Origin of the sequence: Pseudomonas sp. FGI182 (assembly GCF_000511325.1) — a bacterium.
In the GTDB taxonomy this organism is placed as follows: domain Bacteria; phylum Pseudomonadota; class Gammaproteobacteria; order Pseudomonadales; family Pseudomonadaceae; genus Aquipseudomonas; species Aquipseudomonas putida_Z.
In genome coordinates, this window is record NZ_CP007012.1 from 4,685,575 (window position 1) to 4,702,110 (window position 16,536).

General features: G+C 65.0%; 12 protein-coding genes. 10 read left to right on the forward strand and 2 right to left on the reverse strand.

Annotation, left to right across the window (positions count from 1 at the left end; translation table 11 throughout):
* The first annotated feature begins 205 nt into the window (after positions 1-205).
* The 7 genes from C163_RS20575 to C163_RS20605 all read left to right on the forward strand — a co-directional run bounded on the left by C163_RS20575 (position 206) and on the right by C163_RS20605 (position 7,080).
* Positions 206-1,123: a glutamate/aspartate ABC transporter substrate-binding protein gene (locus C163_RS20575; RefSeq protein ID WP_025340398.1), complete on the forward strand. Its 918-nt coding sequence runs from the start codon at positions 206-208 to the stop codon at positions 1,121-1,123.
* A gap of 142 nt (positions 1,124-1,265) precedes the next feature.
* On the forward strand, positions 1,266-2,012 hold the full coding sequence (locus C163_RS20580) for an amino acid ABC transporter permease (protein ID WP_025340399.1): 747 nt from the start codon (positions 1,266-1,268) through the stop codon (positions 2,010-2,012).
* A complete protein-coding gene (locus C163_RS20585) occupies positions 2,013-2,684 on the forward strand; it encodes an amino acid ABC transporter permease (protein WP_025340400.1) in 672 nt (223 codons plus the stop codon). It begins immediately after the preceding gene.
* A complete protein-coding gene (locus C163_RS20590; RefSeq protein WP_003258023.1) occupies positions 2,681-3,415 on the forward strand; it encodes an amino acid ABC transporter ATP-binding protein in 735 nt (244 codons plus the stop codon). The genes C163_RS20585 and C163_RS20590 overlap by 4 nt, the downstream gene beginning before the upstream one ends.
* 73 nt (positions 3,416-3,488) lie before the next feature.
* The gene (locus C163_RS20595; protein WP_025340401.1) at positions 3,489-5,393 is read left to right on the forward strand and encodes an ATP-binding protein; all 1,905 of its coding nucleotides are present in this window, start codon (positions 3,489-3,491) and stop codon (positions 5,391-5,393) included.
* Positions 5,390-6,718, forward strand: coding sequence for a sigma-54 dependent transcriptional regulator (locus tag C163_RS20600; protein WP_025340402.1), 1,329 nt, complete (start codon positions 5,390-5,392; stop codon positions 6,716-6,718). The genes C163_RS20595 and C163_RS20600 overlap by 4 nt, the downstream gene beginning before the upstream one ends.
* Positions 6,719-6,744: 26 nt before the next feature.
* The gene (locus C163_RS20605) at positions 6,745-7,080 is read left to right on the forward strand and encodes a GlpM family protein (protein ID WP_025340403.1); all 336 of its coding nucleotides are present in this window, start codon (positions 6,745-6,747) and stop codon (positions 7,078-7,080) included.
* Positions 7,081-7,494: 414 nt separating this feature from the next.
* Here the strand turns inward: C163_RS20605 and C163_RS20610 are convergent, their stop codons facing one another.
* On the reverse strand, positions 7,495-8,490 hold the full coding sequence (locus C163_RS20610) for an alpha/beta fold hydrolase (protein WP_025340404.1): 996 nt from the start codon (positions 8,488-8,490) through the stop codon (positions 7,495-7,497).
* A gap of 196 nt (positions 8,491-8,686) precedes the next feature.
* On the opposite strand from C163_RS20610, the gene metR reads away from it, so the two are divergent.
* Complete coding sequence (metR, locus tag C163_RS20615) at positions 8,687-9,604, forward strand: transcriptional regulator MetR (protein WP_003258025.1); 918 nt, start codon at positions 8,687-8,689, stop codon at positions 9,602-9,604.
* On the opposite strand, the gene C163_RS20620 is transcribed toward metR, so the two are convergent.
* Positions 9,588-10,001 carry an NUDIX domain-containing protein gene (locus C163_RS20620; protein WP_025340405.1) on the reverse strand — a complete coding sequence of 138 codons (414 nt, stop codon included), beginning with the start codon at positions 9,999-10,001 and terminating at the stop codon, positions 9,588-9,590. The two genes, metR and C163_RS20620, sit on opposite strands and share 17 nt — an antisense overlap.
* 246 nt (positions 10,002-10,247) lie before the next feature.
* Between C163_RS20620 and C163_RS20625 the strand changes: the two genes are divergently transcribed.
* Together C163_RS20625 and C163_RS20630 are read left to right on the forward strand one after the other, a co-directional pair.
* Complete coding sequence (locus C163_RS20625; RefSeq protein WP_025340406.1) at positions 10,248-14,516, forward strand: DEAD/DEAH box helicase; 4,269 nt, start codon at positions 10,248-10,250, stop codon at positions 14,514-14,516.
* A gap of 276 nt (positions 14,517-14,792) precedes the next feature.
* A complete protein-coding gene (locus C163_RS20630; RefSeq protein ID WP_025340407.1) occupies positions 14,793-16,412 on the forward strand; it encodes an FMN-binding glutamate synthase family protein in 1,620 nt (539 codons plus the stop codon).
* Positions 16,413-16,536: the final 124 nt, after the last annotated feature.

A 16,536-nucleotide genomic window follows, 5' to 3' on the forward strand; every position in this document is an offset into this window, starting at 1 on the left:
GGAAATGCGCACGAAACTCACCGTCATACAATGGTCAAAAAAGATTGATTCCCAGCAAATTCGCGGCGTTATCATCGAACACAGGGCTTGGCACGACTCATGCTCTACACTTGGTAGCCGAATGCAATCGTTTACTTCTGTATTCGTTGAACGAAGAGTCCGCCAACGGCTCCATAAAAAAAACAAACACGTCGAGGAAAATTTGATGCGCATCGTTCGTCAATTGCTGGGCGCCGCCATCGCGGCCGCTGTGATCGCTTCGCCGGCCATGGCCGAAGAACTGACCGGCACCCTGAAGAAGATCAAGGATTCGGGCACCATCACCCTGGGCCACCGAGACTCCTCCATCCCGTTTTCCTACCTGGCCGGCAAGCCCGAGCCCGTGGGCTACTCGCACGACATCCAGCTGGCTGTCGTCGACGCCCTGAAGAAGCAGCTGGGCACGGACATCAAGGTCCGCTACAACCTCGTCACCTCCCAGACCCGCATCCCGCTGGTGCAGAACGGCACCGTGGACCTCGAGTGCGGCTCCACCACCAACAACGTCGAGCGCCAGCAGCAGGTCGGCTTCTCGGTCGGTATCTTCGAAGTCGGTACCCGCCTGCTGACCAAGGTCAAGGACGGTCAGCCGGCATACAAGGACTTCCCGGACCTGGCCGGCAAGAACGTGGTGACCACCGCCGGTACCACCTCCGAGCGCATCCTCAAGGCGATGAACGCCGACAAGCAGATGAAGATGAACGTGATTTCCGCCAAGGACCACGGTGAAGCCTTCAACATGCTCGAAAGCGGCCGCGCCGTGGCCTTCATGATGGACGACGCCCTGCTCGCCGGCGAAATGGCCAAGGCTCGCAAACCATCGGACTGGGTCATCACCGGTACCCCGCAATCGTACGAAATCTACGGCTGCATGGTGCGCAAGGATGACGCGGCCTTCAAGAAAGCGGTCGATGACGCCATCGTCGGCTACTTCAAGTCGGGCGAAGTCAACAAGAGCTACGACAAGTGGTTCCAGCAGCCAATCCCGCCAAAGGGCCTGAACCTGCAGTTCCCGATGAGCGACGAGCTTAAGAAACTGATCGCCGAGCCGACCGACAAGGCTGCGGACGAGAAGAAGTCCTGACTCTCAGATAGTGGCCTGGTGCTCAACAGCACCAATCAATACTGCAGGCCACTCATTAGTGTCTAACCTTTCATCCGAGGGCGCCAAGCGCTCTCGGATGCTCGAAGGTGCCCGTGAAACAATCGTCTGAGGGGAAATCCCGATGAATTACAACTGGGACTGGGGCGTGTTCTTCAAGTCCACCGGCGTGGGCAGCGAAACCTATCTGGACTGGTACGTCACCGGCCTGGGCTGGACCATCGCCATCGCCATCTCCGCCTGGATCATCGCCTTGCTGCTGGGCTCGGTCCTCGGTGTCATGCGTACCGTGCCGAACCGTGTGGTAGCAGGTATCGCCACCGCCTACGTGGAGCTGTTCCGCAACGTACCACTGCTGGTGCAGCTGTTCATCTGGTACTTCCTGGTGCCGGACCTGCTGCCAGAAGGCCTGCAGGAATGGTTCAAGCAGGACCTCAACCCGACCACCTCAGCGCTGATCAGCGTGGTCATCTGCCTGGGCCTGTTCACCGCCGCCCGCGTGTGCGAACAGGTGCGTACCGGCATCCAGGCGCTGCCCCGCGGCCAGGAAGCCGCCGCCCGCGCCATGGGCTTCAGCCTGTCGCAGATCTACACCAACGTGCTGCTGCCGCAAGCCTACCGGATCATCATTCCGCCGCTCACCTCGGAATTCCTGAACGTGTTCAAGAACTCGTCGGTGGCGTCGCTGATCGGCCTGATGGAACTGCTGGCACAAACCAAGCAGACCGCCGAATTCTCGGCCAACCTGTTCGAGGCCTTCACCCTGGCCACGCTGATCTACTTCACCCTGAACATGGGCCTGATGCTGCTGATGCGCATGGTCGAGAAGAAAGTCTCGGTGCCCGGCCTGATTTCCGTAGGGGGCAAATAAATGGACATGGATTTCAGCGAAATCATCCCGGCCCTGCCTGCCCTGTGGGAAGGCATGATCATGACCCTGCAGCTGATGGTCATGGGCGTGGTCGGCGGCATTGTGCTGGGGACCATCCTGGCCCTGATGCGCCTGTCGTCGAGCAAGCTGCTGTCGAACGTGGCCGGCGCCTACGTCAACTACTTCCGCTCGATCCCGCTGCTGCTGGTCATCACCTGGTTCTACCTGGCGGTACCGTTCGTGCTGCGCTGGATCACCGGCGAGGACACCCCGGTGGGTGCCTTCACCTCCTGCGTGGTGGCATTCATGATGTTCGAGGCCGCGTACTTCTGCGAAATCGTCCGCGCCGGCGTGCAGTCGATCTCCAAGGGCCAGATGGGCGCCGCCCAGGCGCTGGGCATGACCTACGGCCAGACCATGCGCCTGATCATCCTGCCCCAGGCCTTCCGCAAGATGACCCCACTGCTGCTGCAGCAGAGCATCATCCTGTTCCAGGACACCTCGCTGGTATACACCGTGGGCCTGGTGGACTTCCTCAACTCGGCACGCTCCAACGGCGACATCATCGGGCGCTCCCATGAGTTCCTGATCTTCGCCGGTGTCGTGTACTTCCTCATCAGCTTCTCCGCTTCGTGGCTGGTCAAGCGCCTGCAAAAAAGGATCACCGTATGATTTCCATCAAGAACGTCAACAAGTGGTACGGGGACTTCCAGGTACTGACCGACTGCAGCACCGAGGTCAAGAAGGGTGAAGTGGTGGTGGTATGCGGCCCGTCAGGATCGGGCAAGTCCACCCTGATCAAGTGCGTCAACGCCCTGGAGCCGTTCCAGAAAGGTGACATCGTGGTTGACGGCACCTCGATCGCCGACCCCAAGACCAACCTGCCCAAGCTGCGTTCGCGCGTCGGCATGGTGTTCCAGCACTTCGAGCTGTTCCCGCACCTGTCCATCACCGAGAACCTGACCATTGCCCAGCGCAAGGTGCTTGGCCGCAGCGAAGCGGAAGCGACCAAGAAGGGCCTGGCCCTGCTCGACCGTGTCGGCCTCGGTGCCCACGCCAAGAAGCACCCCGGCCAGCTGTCCGGCGGCCAGCAGCAGCGCGTGGCCATCGCCCGTGCCCTGTCGATGGACCCGATCGTCATGCTGTTCGACGAACCGACCTCGGCGCTGGACCCGGAAATGGTCAACGAAGTACTGGACGTGATGGTCGAACTGGCCCACGAAGGCATGACCATGATGTGCGTGACCCACGAAATGGGCTTCGCCCGCAAGGTGGCCAACCGCGTGATCTTCATGGACAAGGGCAACATCATCGAGGATTGCCAGAAGGAAGACTTCTTCGGCAACCCGAGCGCCCGCCACGAGCGTACCCAGCACTTCCTCAGCAAGATCCTGCAACACTGATTTTGCTTCACTGAAGCGGTCGGCGCCGCTGCCCTTTCGGGCAGCAGGCGCTGGTCGTGACAAGGCCACTGTGATGAAATGCGATCCTTCGCTTCTTCTCCCTGCCAAGCCTGCCGTGAAATCCCGCCTGCTCCGCCAATTGCTGTTGCCGCCACTGATCATCCTGCTGATGGTCGGCCTGGGAATGGCTGGCTACCTGATCAGCGAGAGCAACGGTATCCGCACCCTCAGCGAAAACGGCGAGCGCCAGCTGGAGCTGCACGCGCGCACGGTCGAGAGCGAAATCAGCAAGTACACCTACCTGCCGAGCCTGCTGGAGCTGGAAGACAGCGTCTCGCACCTGCTCACCGATCCTGATGGCGGCTCGCGGCAGATCGTCAACGAATACCTCGAAGGCCTGAACCGGCGCAGCCGCAGCCGGGCCATTTTCGTCCTCGACACCAATGGCCGGGTCCAGGCCACCAGCAACTGGCGCGATGCCGACTCGTTCCTCGGCGAGGACCTGTCGTTCCGTGCCTACTTCCAGACCGCCGTGCGCGGCGAGCCCGGGCGCTTCTACGGTATCGGCAGCACCACCGGCGAGGCCGGCTATTACCTGGCCCACGGCCTGGAGGAACACGGCAAGATCATTGGCGTAGCGGTGATCAAAGTGCGCCTGGACACCCTCGAGGAGCGCTGGCAGCGTGCCCGCCTGGAAGCGTTCGTCAGCGACGAGAACGGCATCATCATCCTCTCCAGCGACCCAGCCCGGCGCCTGAAGTCGGTACGCCCGCTGACCCCGCAGATCAAGGAGCGCCTGGCCCGTAGCCTGCAATACTACTGGTGGCCGCTGAACGAACTGCAGCCTCTGGCCCGGGAAACCCTGGCCGATGGTGTGGAAAAGCTGACCTTCCCGGCCAACAGCGAAACCGCACAGGGCAAGGCCCGCGAAATGGCCTACCTGGCCCAGACCCGGCGCCTGGTCGACACGCCCTGGCATTTCACCCTGCTGACCCCACTGCAGGACCTGCGCCGCGAATCCATGGTACAGGGCATCCTGGTAGGCGTGGCCTTCGCCCTGCTGGCGATCCTCGGCATCGCCTGGAACGAACGGCGCAAGGTCATCGCCACCCGCCTGGCAGCCCGCGAGGCCCTGCAGGAAGCCAACAGCCAGCTGGAACGACGGATTACCGAACGCACGGCCGACCTGCGCGCCAGCAATGAACGCCTCAAGGGCCAGATTCGCGAGCGCCGGCATGCCGAGCAGACCCTGCGCCACGCCCAGGACGAACTGGTACAGGCCGGCAAGCTGGCCGCCATCGGGCAGATGTCCACCAGCATTGCCCACGAACTGAACCAGCCGCTGGCCGCACTGCGCACGTTGTCCGGCAACACCGTGCGCTTCCTCGAACGTGGGGCACTGGAAACCGCCAGCACCAACCTGCGCACCATGAACGACCTGATCGACCGCATGGGCCGCATCACCGCCAGCCTGCGCTCGTTCGCCCGACGCAGTGACGACAGCGGCCAGGCCTCGCTGGCCAAGGCGGTGGACGCTACCCTGCAGGTGCTAGCCAACCGCATCAGCGCCTGTCACCTGCAGCTGCACAATCAGTTCGAGGACCAGCAGCTGGCCATCGACCAGACCCGCCTGGAGCAGATCCTGGTCAACCTGATCGGCAACGCCCTGGATGCCATGGCCGCCCAGCCGCTGCCGCAACTGTGGCTGGAAGGTGAGCTGCAGGGCGACAAGTACCGTTTGCAGGTGCGCGACAATGGCCACGGCATCGACGCCGAGGCGCGCAAGCACCTGTTCGAACCTTTTTTCACCACCAAACCGGGCGAACACGGCCTGGGCCTGGGCCTGACCCTGTCCGCGAGCCTTGCCGCCGCCGCCAAGGGCAGCCTCAACGTCGAGCACCCCGCCAGCGGCGGCACGGCCTTCGTCCTCGCCCTGCCCCTGGTCTCACCCCCTAGCGAATCGGCAGAGCACCCATGAACCAAGCGCCTCTTACCGTCCTGATCGTCGAAGACGACCCGCATGTGCTGCTCGGCTGCCAACAGGCGCTGGCCCTGGAAGACATCGCCTGCGAAGGCGTAGGCAGCGCCGAGCAGGCGCTGGAACGCATCGGCGACGACTTCGCCGGCATCGTCGTCAGCGATATCCGCCTGCCGGGCATCGATGGCCTGGAGCTGCTCAACCGCCTCAAGGCCCGCGACCGCAGCCTGCCGGTGGTACTGATCACCGGCCACGGCGATATCGACATGGCGGTCGGCGCCATGCGCAATGGCGCCTACGACTTCATGGAAAAACCCTTCTCCCCGGAGCGCCTGGTCGACGTGGTGCGCCGCGCCCTTGAGCAGCGCGGGCTGTCGCGCGAAGTGGTGGCCCTGCGCCGCCAGCTGGCCGAACAAAGCAGCCTGGAGGGGCGCATCATTGGCCGCTCGCCGGCCATGGAGCACCTGCGCGAACTGATCGCCAACGTCGCCGATACCTCGGCCAACGTGCTGATCGAAGGCGAAACCGGTACCGGCAAGGAACTGGTCGCCCGCTGCCTGCACGATTTCAGCCGCCGCCAGGGCCAGCCGTTCGTGGCACTGAACTGTGGCGGCCTGCCGGAAAACCTGTTCGAAAGCGAGATTTTCGGCCACGAGGCCAACGCCTTCACCGGTGCCGGCAAACGCCGCATCGGCAAGATCGAACACGCCAATGGCGGCACGCTGTTCCTCGACGAGGTGGAGAGCATGCCGATCAACCTGCAGATCAAGCTGTTGCGCGTGCTGCAGGAGCGCACCCTGGAGCGGCTGGGCTCGAACCAGAGCATTCCGGTGGACTGCCGAGTGATCGCGGCCACCAAGTCCGACCTGGATGCCATGGGCCAGAGCGGCCAGTTCCGCAGCGACCTGTATTACCGGCTGAACGTGGTGACCCTGGAGCTGCCGCCGCTGCGCGAGCGCCGCGAAGATATCCTGCAGCTGTTCGAACACTTTCTGCAGCAGTCGGCCCTGCGCTTCGACCGCGAAACGCCTGTGCTGGACAGCCAGACCTTGTCGCGCCTGATGGCCCACGACTGGCCGGGCAACGTGCGTGAACTGCGCAACGTCGCCGAACGCTATGCCCTCGGCCTGCCAGCGTTCAAGAAAGGCCCCAGCGGTGGTGCCAGCCAAGGTTTGGGCTTTGCCGAGGCGGTGGAAGCGTTCGAGCGCAACCTGCTCGGCGATGCCCTGCAACGCACTGGCGGCAACCTGAGCCAGGCCAGCCAGGAGCTGGGCATGGCCAAGACCACGCTGTTCGACAAAGTGAAGAAATACGGCCTCGGCTGACCTCAACCCCAACCTGGAAAGACAACGTGGACCTGGTATTCAAAGCTGCCCTGGGCGCTGGCGTGGTGGTGCTGCTGGCGGTGCTGTCGAAGACGCGCAATTACTACATCGCCGGGCTGGTGCCGCTGTTCCCCACCTTCGCCCTGATTGCCCACTACATCGTCGGCAAGGGGCGCAGCATTGCCGACCTGAAGACCACCATCCTGTTCGGCATGTGGTCGATCATTCCGTACTTCGTGTACCTGGCGACCTTGTATGTACTGGTCGACCGCATGCGCCTGGAGGCAACGCTGGCGTTGGCCACGGTGGCCTGGCTGATGGCGGCGACCGTGCTGGTGACCTTGTGGGTGCGGATGCACTGAGGCCAGTCGGCTGACGCAGTCCATGTAGGAGCGGCCTTGTGTCGCGATGGGGCGCGTAGCGGCCCCCGATTTCAGCTTCGCCGCGAGTATTCCGGGGCCGCTTTGCGGCCCTTTCGCGACACAAGGCCGCTCCTACATGGGATCGCATCAGCCTGGAAGCATGGAAATTCGCCCTGATTGCCGACCTGAGGACCACCATCCTGTTCGGCATGTGATCGATCATTCCGTACTTCGTGTACCTGGCAGCCGCGACGGCTGACGCGGTCCGTGTAGGAGCGGCCTTGTGTCGCTATGGGGCGCGTAGCGGCCCCCGATTTCAGCTTCGACGCGAATATTGCCGGGGCCGCTTTGCGGCCCTTTCGCGACACAAGGCCGCTCCTACAGGGGATCGCATCAGCCTGGAAGCATGGGAATTCAGAGCCCTGCGATATGCGTGACATCCTGCCGATGTGCCTGCAGGTAAGGCAACACCGCCCCCAGCAACGGCGCCTTGAACGGCTCCTGGAAGCGGTGCGCCAACCCCGGTATCAAGCGCAGCTGGCTGCCCTGGATATGCGCCGCCAGATGCACGCCATGCATCACCGGCAGCAACGGGTCGGCCGTGCCATGCACCACCAAGGTCGGCACCCGCAACTGGTTCAGCAACTCGACCCTGCTCGGCTCGGCCAGTATCGCCATGATCTGGCGCTTGGCCCCCTCCGGGTTGAACGCCCGGTCATAGGCCACCGCCGCCTGCTGCAGCAAGGCCGCACGGTCGTCACGCACCTCGGGGCTACCCAGCGCCGCCAGCAGGTCGGCCTGCTGTTCGATGGCCACTTCGCGGTTCGGCGCGCTGCGCCGGGCCAGCAACTGCACCAGCGCCGGATCCGGCGCTGGCAACCCCGCCGCCCCTGAACTGGACATGACCAGCGTCAGGCTGCGCACGCGCTCGGGCGCCATGGCGGCCAGGTGCTGAGCAATCATGCCGCCCATGCTCACCCCCAACACATGAAACTGGCGCACGCCCAACGCATCCATCAGCCGCAGGCCATCGTCCGCCATGTCGGTCAGCGTATAGGGCGCAGCCACCGGCAGGCCCAGCTTGTAGCGCAGCAGTTCGACCGTCAGGTTGGCCGACGGTGGCAGCTGGCTCCAGCGTGACAGGCCGACATCGCGGTTGTCATAGCGAATCACCCGAAAGCCCTGGCGGCACAATGCTTCAACCACGTCGTCCGGCCAGTGGATCAGCTGCCCGCCAAGGCCCATCACCAGCAGCAAGGCCGGGTCGCGTGGCGCACCGACGCTCTGGTAGACAAGGCTGACCGCGCCCAGCTCGGCACGCTGCACCGGCACGTGGGCGTCACAACGCTGTTCAGCGAAACTTGCAGGTACGCCGAATACAAAGAAAAGAAAAAGCCAAAAAGCCCGCATGAAAGAAACACCAGAATGCAGATCCCCAGTAGAGCGCGAGTCTGATGAATTCTGTTCGGGCGCGCTGCCACAGTTCAGTGACAGTTTGATGACTCCCGCCAGGCGGTGCGGCGGTACGCCCAGTCGACAGGCGCGGCAACATGAGGGAAACTCAACTCATTACCTGTTTCCTCAAGTCCACACACCGGAGTCAGCTGTGCTGGAGATCCGTCACCTGAAAACCCTTCATGCCCTGCGCGAGGCCGACAGCCTGGTGGAGGCCGCCGAGCGCCTGCACCTGACCCAGTCGGCGCTGTCGCACCAGTTCAAGGAGCTGGAAGAGCGCCTGGGCCTGCCGCTGTTCGTGCGCAAGACCAAGCCGATCCGCTTCACCAGCGCCGGGTTGCGCCTGCTGCAACTGGCCGATGCCACCCTGCCGCTGCTGCGCGGCGCCGAACGTGACATCGCGCGCCTGGCCGGTGGCACCGCCGGGCGCCTGCACATGGCCATCGAATGCCACAGCTGCTTCCAGTGGCTGATGCCGACCATCGACCAGTTCCGTGACGCCTGGCCGGAGGTGGAGCTGGACCTGGCCTCCGGCTTTGCCTTCGCCCCACTGCCGGCCCTGGCCCGCGGTGACCTCGACCTGGTGGTGACCTCCGACCCGCTGGACCTGGCGGGCATCACCTACGTGCCACTGTTCACCTACGAGGCGATGCTGGCGGTGGCCAACCAGCATCCGTTGGCCAGCAAGCCCTACATCGTGCCGCAGGACCTGCTTGACCAGACCCTGATCACCTACCCGGTGGAGCGCGACCGCCTGGACATCTTCACCCGCTTCCTGGAGCCGGCCGACATCGAGCCCGCCGCCGTGCGCACCTCGGAGCTGACGGTGATGATGATGCAACTGGTGGCCAGCGGCCGTGGCGTGTGCGGCATGCCGCACTGGGCGCTGCACGAGTACAGTTCGCGCGGGTATGTGAAGGGCAAGCGCCTGGGTGAAAAAGGCCTGTTCGCCACGCTTTATGCCGCTGTGCGCACCGACATGCTCGATGCGCCATACATGCGCGACTTCCTGCTGACTGCGAAGGACACCTCGTTCGCCACCCTCGATGGCGTCAGCGCGGTGCGCTGACGGCCTGGCGGTATAGCGGCAGGATCAGGTCGCGGGTCAGGGGTGCCAGCTGCATGGCGGATGCCTGGTCTGCGGCCAGCCACACCACCTCCTCGATCTCCGCGGCCGGCAGCACGGCTGCGGCGCTGTCGACACGGAACAGTTCGGCCTGTACCTCGAAGCCCGGCTCGTTGGCGGCCGGGGCGCTGAACTGGCCCAGGTGCACGGCCTGGGCCGGGTCGATGTGCAGGCCCAGCTCCTCATGCAGCTCGCGCACCAGCGCCTGCACCGGGGTTTCGCCAGCATCGATCTTGCCGCCGGGCTGCATGAAGGCCTGGGTGCCGCGTTTGCGTACCAGCAGGGTGCGTCCCTGGGGGTCGATCAGCAGGGCGGCGGCGATGCGGATGGTGTTGGGCATGGGCTGGGCTCACCTGAAACAATGGCCGGGGAGGATCCCATGGGGTTCCTGGCCTGACAAGGCCAGTGTTTCCTGTGCCGGCCCTTTCGCGGGCGCGCCCGCTCCCACAAGTCCTCCACAGCTCTTGAAAGCAACGCAGTACCTGTGAGAGCGGGCATGCCCGCGAAAGGGCCGGCACAGGATATAGCCGACCGGCCAGACGAACGGCCCCTTGCCAACCCGCCCCACACCCTCCATAACCAACGCATGAACCTGCCCGCCAAACACCACCCGGTGCTCGAGCTGTTCCACCCCGCCGTGCGCACCTGGTTCCGTCGCCACTTCGCCACGGTGACCGATGCCCAGGCCCAGGCCTGGCCGTTGATCCATGCGGGCCAGTCGATGCTGCTGGCCGCGCCGACCGGTTCGGGCAAGACCCTCAGTGCGTTTCTGGCCGTGCTCGACGAACTGTTCCGCCAAGGCCTGGAGCACCAGGGCGAGCTACCAGCGCAAACCCAGGTGGTCTACGTTTCGCCACTCAAGGCGCTGTCCAACGATATCCGCCTGAACCTGCAAGCCCCGCTCGAAGGCATCAGCCAGGCCCTCGCGGACCAGGGCCTGAACGCCCCGCGCATCACCACGGCCGTGCGCAGCGGCGACACCCCACAGAAGGAGCGTGCCGCCATGCGCAAGCTGGCGCCGCACATCCTGGTGACCACCCCCGAATCGCTCTACGTGCTGATGGGCTCGGCTTCTGGCCGTAAAGGCCTGGCCAGCGTGCACACGGTGATCGTCGACGAGATCCATGCCCTGGCAGGCAACAAGCGGGGCGCCCACCTGGCACTGACCCTGGAGCGCCTGCAGGCCCTGTGCAACCGGCCGTTGCGGCGCATCGGCCTGTCGGCCACGCAACGCCCGGTCGAGCGGGTGGCGCAATTTCTGGTCGGCAACGGCCGCCCCTGCGCAATCGTCGATGTCGGCCATGCTCGGCAGCGCGACCTGGCCATCGAGGTGCCGCCAGTGCCGCTGGGTGCAGTGATGGCTACCGATGTCTGGGGCCTGGTCTATGACCGCCTGGCCACCCTGGCGCGCGAACACCGCACCACCCTGGTGTTCGTCAACACCCGACGGCTGGCCGAGCGCATCACCCGCCACCTCAGCGACCGCCTGGGCAAGGAGGCGGTTGCCGCGCACCACGGCAGCCTGGCCAAGGAGCTACGCCTGGATGCCGAACAACGCCTGAAGAACGGCCAACTGCAGGTGCTGGTGGCCACTGCATCGCTGGAGCTGGGCATCGATATCGGCGACATCGACCTGGTTTGCCAGATCGCTTCGCCAGGTTCGATCGCGGCCTTGCTGCAGCGGGTCGGCCGCGCCGGACACCAGGTCGATGGCGTGCCCAAGGGGCGCTTGTTCCCGACCTCGCGCGATGACCTGATCGAATGCGTGGCCCTGCTCGACTGCATACGCCGGGGCGAGCTGGATGAACTGCACATTCCCCGGGCGCCGCTGGATGTGCTGGCCCAGCAGATCGTCGCCGAAGCCAGCAACCAGCCCTGGCACGAACAGGCCCTGTTCGACTGCCTGCGCCAGGCCACACCCTACGCCGAGCTCGACCAGCAACATTACCAGGCCCTGCTGCGCATGCTCGCCGAGGGCTACAACGGCCGCCAGGGCGTGCGCAGTGCCTACCTGCACCGCGATGCGGTGAGCGGTACCCTGCGTGGCCGCCGCGGCAGCCAGCTGACCGCCCTGACCAGCGGCGGCACCATCCCCGACAACGCCGACTACGCCGTGCTGCTCGAACCGCAGGCGCTGAACATCGGCAGCGTCAACGAAGACTTTGCGGTGGAAAGCATCGCCGGCGATATCTTCCAACTGGGCAATGCCTCCTATCGCATCCTGCGGGTCGAGCCAGGCCGGGTGCGGGTGGAGGATGCCCAGGGCCTGCCACCGACCATCCCGTTCTGGCTGGGCGAGGCGCCGGGGCGTAGCGACGAGCTGTCTGCCGCGGTGGCCCGGCTGCAGGCGCAGATCGACCAACAGCTGGCTGACAACAACCAGGCCGAGGTGCTGGCATGGTTGCAGGCCACCTTCGAACTGGGCGAAGCCGCCGCCGGCCAGTTGCTCGACTACCTGGCCCGCACCCGCGAAGTGCTCGGCGCCCTGCCCTCGCAGGACACGCTGGTGATGGAGCGCTTCTTCGATGAGTCCGGCGGTACCCAGCTGATCATCCATTCGCCCTACGGCAGCCGCATCAACCGCGCCTGGGGCCTGGCCCTGCGCAAGCGCTTCTGCCGCACCTTCAACTTCGAGTTGCAGGCGGCGGCCAGCGAGGACGCCATCGTGCTGTCGCTGTCCTCCAGCCACAGTTTCGAACTGGACGACGTGTGGCGTTACCTGAACAGCCGCAGCGCCGAGCCGATCCTTGTCCAGGCGCTGCTCGATGCGCCGCTGTTTGGCGTGCGCTGGCGCTGGAACGCCAGCGTGACCATGGCCCTGCCGCGCTTTGTCGGCGGTCGCAAGGTGGCGCCACAGATCCAGCGGATGAAGAGTGAAGACCTGATTGCCGCCGTATTCCCCGATCAGATCGCCTGCCTGGAGAACATCGTCGGCGAGCGGCAGATTCCCGATCATCCGCTGGTCGAGCAAACCCTCGACGACTGCCTGCACGAGGCGATGGACAGCGAAGGCTGGCTGGCGCTGTTGCGGCGTATGGAAAGCGGCACGGTGCGCCTGCTGTGCCGCGACCTGCCCGCCCCTTCGCCGCTGGCGGCGGCCATCCTCAATGCACGGCCCTATGCCTTCCTGGATGACGCGCCGTTGGAAGAACGGCGCACTCAGGCGGTGCTCAACCGGCGCTGGAGCGAAGTGCAGAGCGGCGACGACCTGGGCGCGCTGGACGCCGATGCCATTGCCGCCGTCGCAGCCGAGGCCTGGCCGCAACCGGGCAATGCCGACGAAATGCATGAAGCGTTGATGGGCCTGGGTGCCATCAGCCAGGGCGAAGTGCAAGACAATGCCAGCTGGGAGCCGCTGCTCAGGCAGTTGGCCAAGGCCGGCCGGGCCTTGCGCCTGGTGGATGAAAAGCTGTGGCTGGCGCGTGAGCGGTTGAACCTGCTGCAAGTGCTGTATCCCAACTCCCGGCTGGAACCTGCGTTGCAGGCACTGCCAGGCTTCGATCAGGCCATCGAGCCGGACAGTGCGCTGGTCGAACTATTGCGAGCCCGCCTGAGCGGCCATGGCCCGCTGACCCGTGCGCAGATTGCGGCAGCACTTGGCAAGCCGCTGCCGGCCATCGAACAGGCCCTGGCCCGCCTGGAGGCCGAAGGCTACGTGCTGCGTGGGCATTTCAGCCCCGGCGCAAGCGAACTGCAGTGGTGCGAGCGCCATTTGCTGGCGCGCATCCACCGCTACACGGTCAAACGCCTGCGCCGGGAGATCGAGCCGGTCAGCCTGCAGGACTTCGTGCGCTTTCTGTTCGACTGGCAGCACCTGGCTGACGACACGCGCCTGCGCGGCCCGCAAGCCGTGGCTGAGGTACTTGGCCAGTTGCAAGGGTTCCCGAGTGCAGCCGGAGCCTGGGAGGCCGAACTGCTGCCGGCACGTATCAAGGACTACAGCCCGCACTGGCTCGACGATGCCTGCCGTAGCGGGCAGTTCGCCTGGAGCCGGCTGGCGGCGACCGTGTCGAGCAACACCTTGGCGAGCACACCGCTGGTGCTGTTGCCGCGCGAGCATCTTGGGTTGTGGCGCAGCCTTGCCCCCGTGCCAACCCTGGATAGCCTCGGCGCACGGGCGCAACGCGTCCACGAGGTGCTGAACGCACATGGCGCGCTGTTCTTCGACGAGCTGACACACGATGCCCACCTGCTGCCCAGCGAACTGGAAACTGCCTTGCAGGAGCTGGTAGGCGCAGGCCTGGTGGGGGCCGACAGCTTCACCGGCCTGTGCAGCTTGATCACCCCGGCGGCGAAACGCACATCGCGCAACAGCCGACGCGGCCACCCGCCGCTGTCCAGCAGCATGTCCCATGCCGGGCGCTGGGCCTTGCTGCGCAGGGGCGCTGTAGACGACAGCCAGCGCCTGGAGCACATCGCCCGGGCCCTGCTTCGGCGCTATGGCGTGGTGTGCTGGCGCCTGCTGGAGCGCGAAAGCGATGTGCTGCCGCCCTGGCGCGAACTGCTGCGCTGCTATCACCGGCTGGAAGCGCGTGGCGAGATTCGTGGCGGGCGTTTCATTGCCGGGCTGGCCGGCGAACAGTTCGCCCTGCCGGAGGCGGTGGGGCTGCTGCGGCAGGTGCGCAAGCGTGAATTGGACGGGGCACTGGTGGTGGTAAGTGCCAGTGACCCGCTGAACCTGGTCGGGTCGCTGCTGCCGGGGGTAAAAGTGCCGGCGGTGAGTGGCAACCGCCTGTTGTATCGCGACGGGGTGCCGGTGGCGGTGCGGGTGGCCGGGCACTATTCGTACCTGGACGAAGCGCCGGCGCAAGAGCAGGAAAGCTGGCGGCAGAAGCTGCTGCGCGACACTATCTGAATCCCTTGTTGCCGACTTCGGGCATGCATAGCACCTGTAGGAGCAGCCTTGTGCTGCGAAGAGGCCATTATTGCCGAAGACAATCCGTATCCCTGCTGGCCTCTTCGCAGCACAAGGCTGCTCCTACAAAAGCCCGTGCTGGCCTGAAGACTATTGCCAGGCTCTGCGAGAATGATTTTCGCTACCCCGATTTTAATTTGCACAGACGTGCAACTTGGCTATGGTCGGGGTTTGCCCCAGGCCCTGAGCCTGACCGCGCCATCGCAAGGACCCTGTATGAGCCTGTCACTTCTCAGCCGCTATGCCTTCTTCGCCGCCTGTGTGCTGTTCACCCTGGCGAGCCTGCCCTTCACCCACCACGAATGGTTGTGGCCGTTCACCCTGAGCACCGCCATCCTCAGCCTGATCGGCCTGTTCGACCTGTTGCAGCAACGCCATGCAGTACGCCGCAACTACCCGATCCTGGGCAACATCCGCTATCTGGTCGAGGCCATTCGCCCGGAAATACGCCAGTACCTGCTGGAGGCGGACAGCGACGCCCTGCCGTTCTCCCGCGCCCAGCGCTCGCTGGTGTATGCACGGGCGAAGAACGAAGCCTCGGACAAACCCTTCGGCACCCTGATCGACGTGTACGAGTCCGGCTTCGAATTCATCGGCCACTCCATGCGCCCGGCGCCATTGGCCGACCCGGCCAGCTTCCGGGTCATCGTCGGCGGGCCGCAGTGCAGCCAGCCATACTCGGCATCGATCTTCAACATATCGGCGATGAGCTTTGGCTCGCTCAGCGCCAACGCCATCCGCGCCCTCAACCAAGGCGCCAAGCTGGGCAATTTCCACCATGACACCGGCGAAGGCAGCATCAGCCCCTATCACCGCGAGCACGGTGGCGACCTGGTCTGGGAACTGGGCAGCGGCTACTTCGGCTGCCGCACGGCGGACGGGCGCTTCGACCCCGAACGCTTCGCCACCCAGGCGCGCAGCCCGCAGGTGCGGATGATCGAGATCAAGATGAGCCAGGGCGCCAAGCCCGGCCATGGCGGCATCCTGCCCAAGCACAAGGTGACTCGGGAAATTGCCGAAACCCGTGGCGTGCTGATGGGCGAAGACTGCATATCGCCGTCGCGCCACAGCGCCTTCTCCACCCCCATCGAGATGATGCAGTTCATCGCCCAGCTGCGTGAGCTGTCTGGCGGCAAACCGGTAGGTTTCAAGTTCTGCCTGGGCCACCCTTGGGAGTTCATGGGCATCGCCAAGGCCATGCTGGAAACCGGCATCCTGCCCGACTTCATCGTCGTCGACGGCAAGGAAGGCGGCACAGGCGCAGCGCCGGTGGAGTTCACCGACCACATTGGCGTACCGCTGCGCGAGGGGCTGCTGTTCGTGCACAACACCCTGGTCGGCCTGAACCTGCGCGACAAGATCAAGCTGGGCGCCAGCGGCAAGATCGTCAGCGCATTCGACATTGCCAGCGTGCTGGCCATTGGCGCCGACTGGGCCAACTCGGCGCGCGGCTTCATGTTCGCCATCGGCTGCATTCAGTCACAGAGCTGCCACACCAACAAGTGCCCGACCGGTGTGGCCACGCAAGACCCACTGCGCCAGCGTGCGCTGGTGGTGCCGGACAAAGCCCAACGGGTGTTGAACTTCCATCACAATACCTTGCGTGCCCTGGCCGAAATGCTTGCGGCAGCAGGCCTGGAGCACCCGGCGCAGCTGGAGGCCAAGCACCTGGTACGGCGCATCTCGGCCACCGAGATCAAGCTGTTCTCGCAGATGCATGTGTTCCTGAAGCCGGGGGAGCTGCTGACTGGCGAGGTGAACGGGCAGTTCTATTCGCGCATGTGGCAATTGGCGCGGGCGGACAGCTTTGAACCGAACAGCGAAGTGGCGGCCTGATAGAACCCTGGGGCTGCTACGCAGCCCATCGCGACACAAGGCCGCTCCTACAGGCGACCGCGACCCATGCAGCTGGCGCGGTCGCCTGTAGGAGCGGCCTTGTGTCGCGAAAGGGCCGCAAAGC

Bases quoted from the DNA above. Each gene is read 5' to 3' on its own strand.
- C163_RS20575 (WP_025340398.1), top strand. From the start codon at position 206: ATGCGCATCGTTCGTCAATTGCTGGGCGCCGCCATCGCGGCCGCTGTG.
- C163_RS20580 (WP_025340399.1), top strand. From the start codon at position 1,266: ATGAATTACAACTGGGACTGGGGCGTGTTCTTCAAGTCCACCGGCGTG.
- C163_RS20585 (WP_025340400.1), top strand. From the start codon at position 2,013: ATGGACATGGATTTCAGCGAAATCATCCCGGCCCTGCCTGCCCTGTGG.
- C163_RS20590 (WP_003258023.1), top strand. From the start codon at position 2,681: ATGATTTCCATCAAGAACGTCAACAAGTGGTACGGGGACTTCCAGGTA.
- C163_RS20595 (WP_025340401.1), top strand. From the start codon at position 3,489: ATGAAATGCGATCCTTCGCTTCTTCTCCCTGCCAAGCCTGCCGTGAAA.
- C163_RS20600 (WP_025340402.1), top strand. From the start codon at position 5,390: ATGAACCAAGCGCCTCTTACCGTCCTGATCGTCGAAGACGACCCGCAT.
- C163_RS20610 (WP_025340404.1), bottom strand. From the start codon at position 8,490: ATGCGGGCTTTTTGGCTTTTTCTTTTCTTTGTATTCGGCGTACCTGCA.
- C163_RS20620 (WP_025340405.1), bottom strand. From the start codon at position 10,001: ATGCCCAACACCATCCGCATCGCCGCCGCCCTGCTGATCGACCCCCAG.
- C163_RS20625 (WP_025340406.1), top strand. From the start codon at position 10,248: ATGAACCTGCCCGCCAAACACCACCCGGTGCTCGAGCTGTTCCACCCC.
- C163_RS20630 (WP_025340407.1), top strand. From the start codon at position 14,793: ATGAGCCTGTCACTTCTCAGCCGCTATGCCTTCTTCGCCGCCTGTGTG.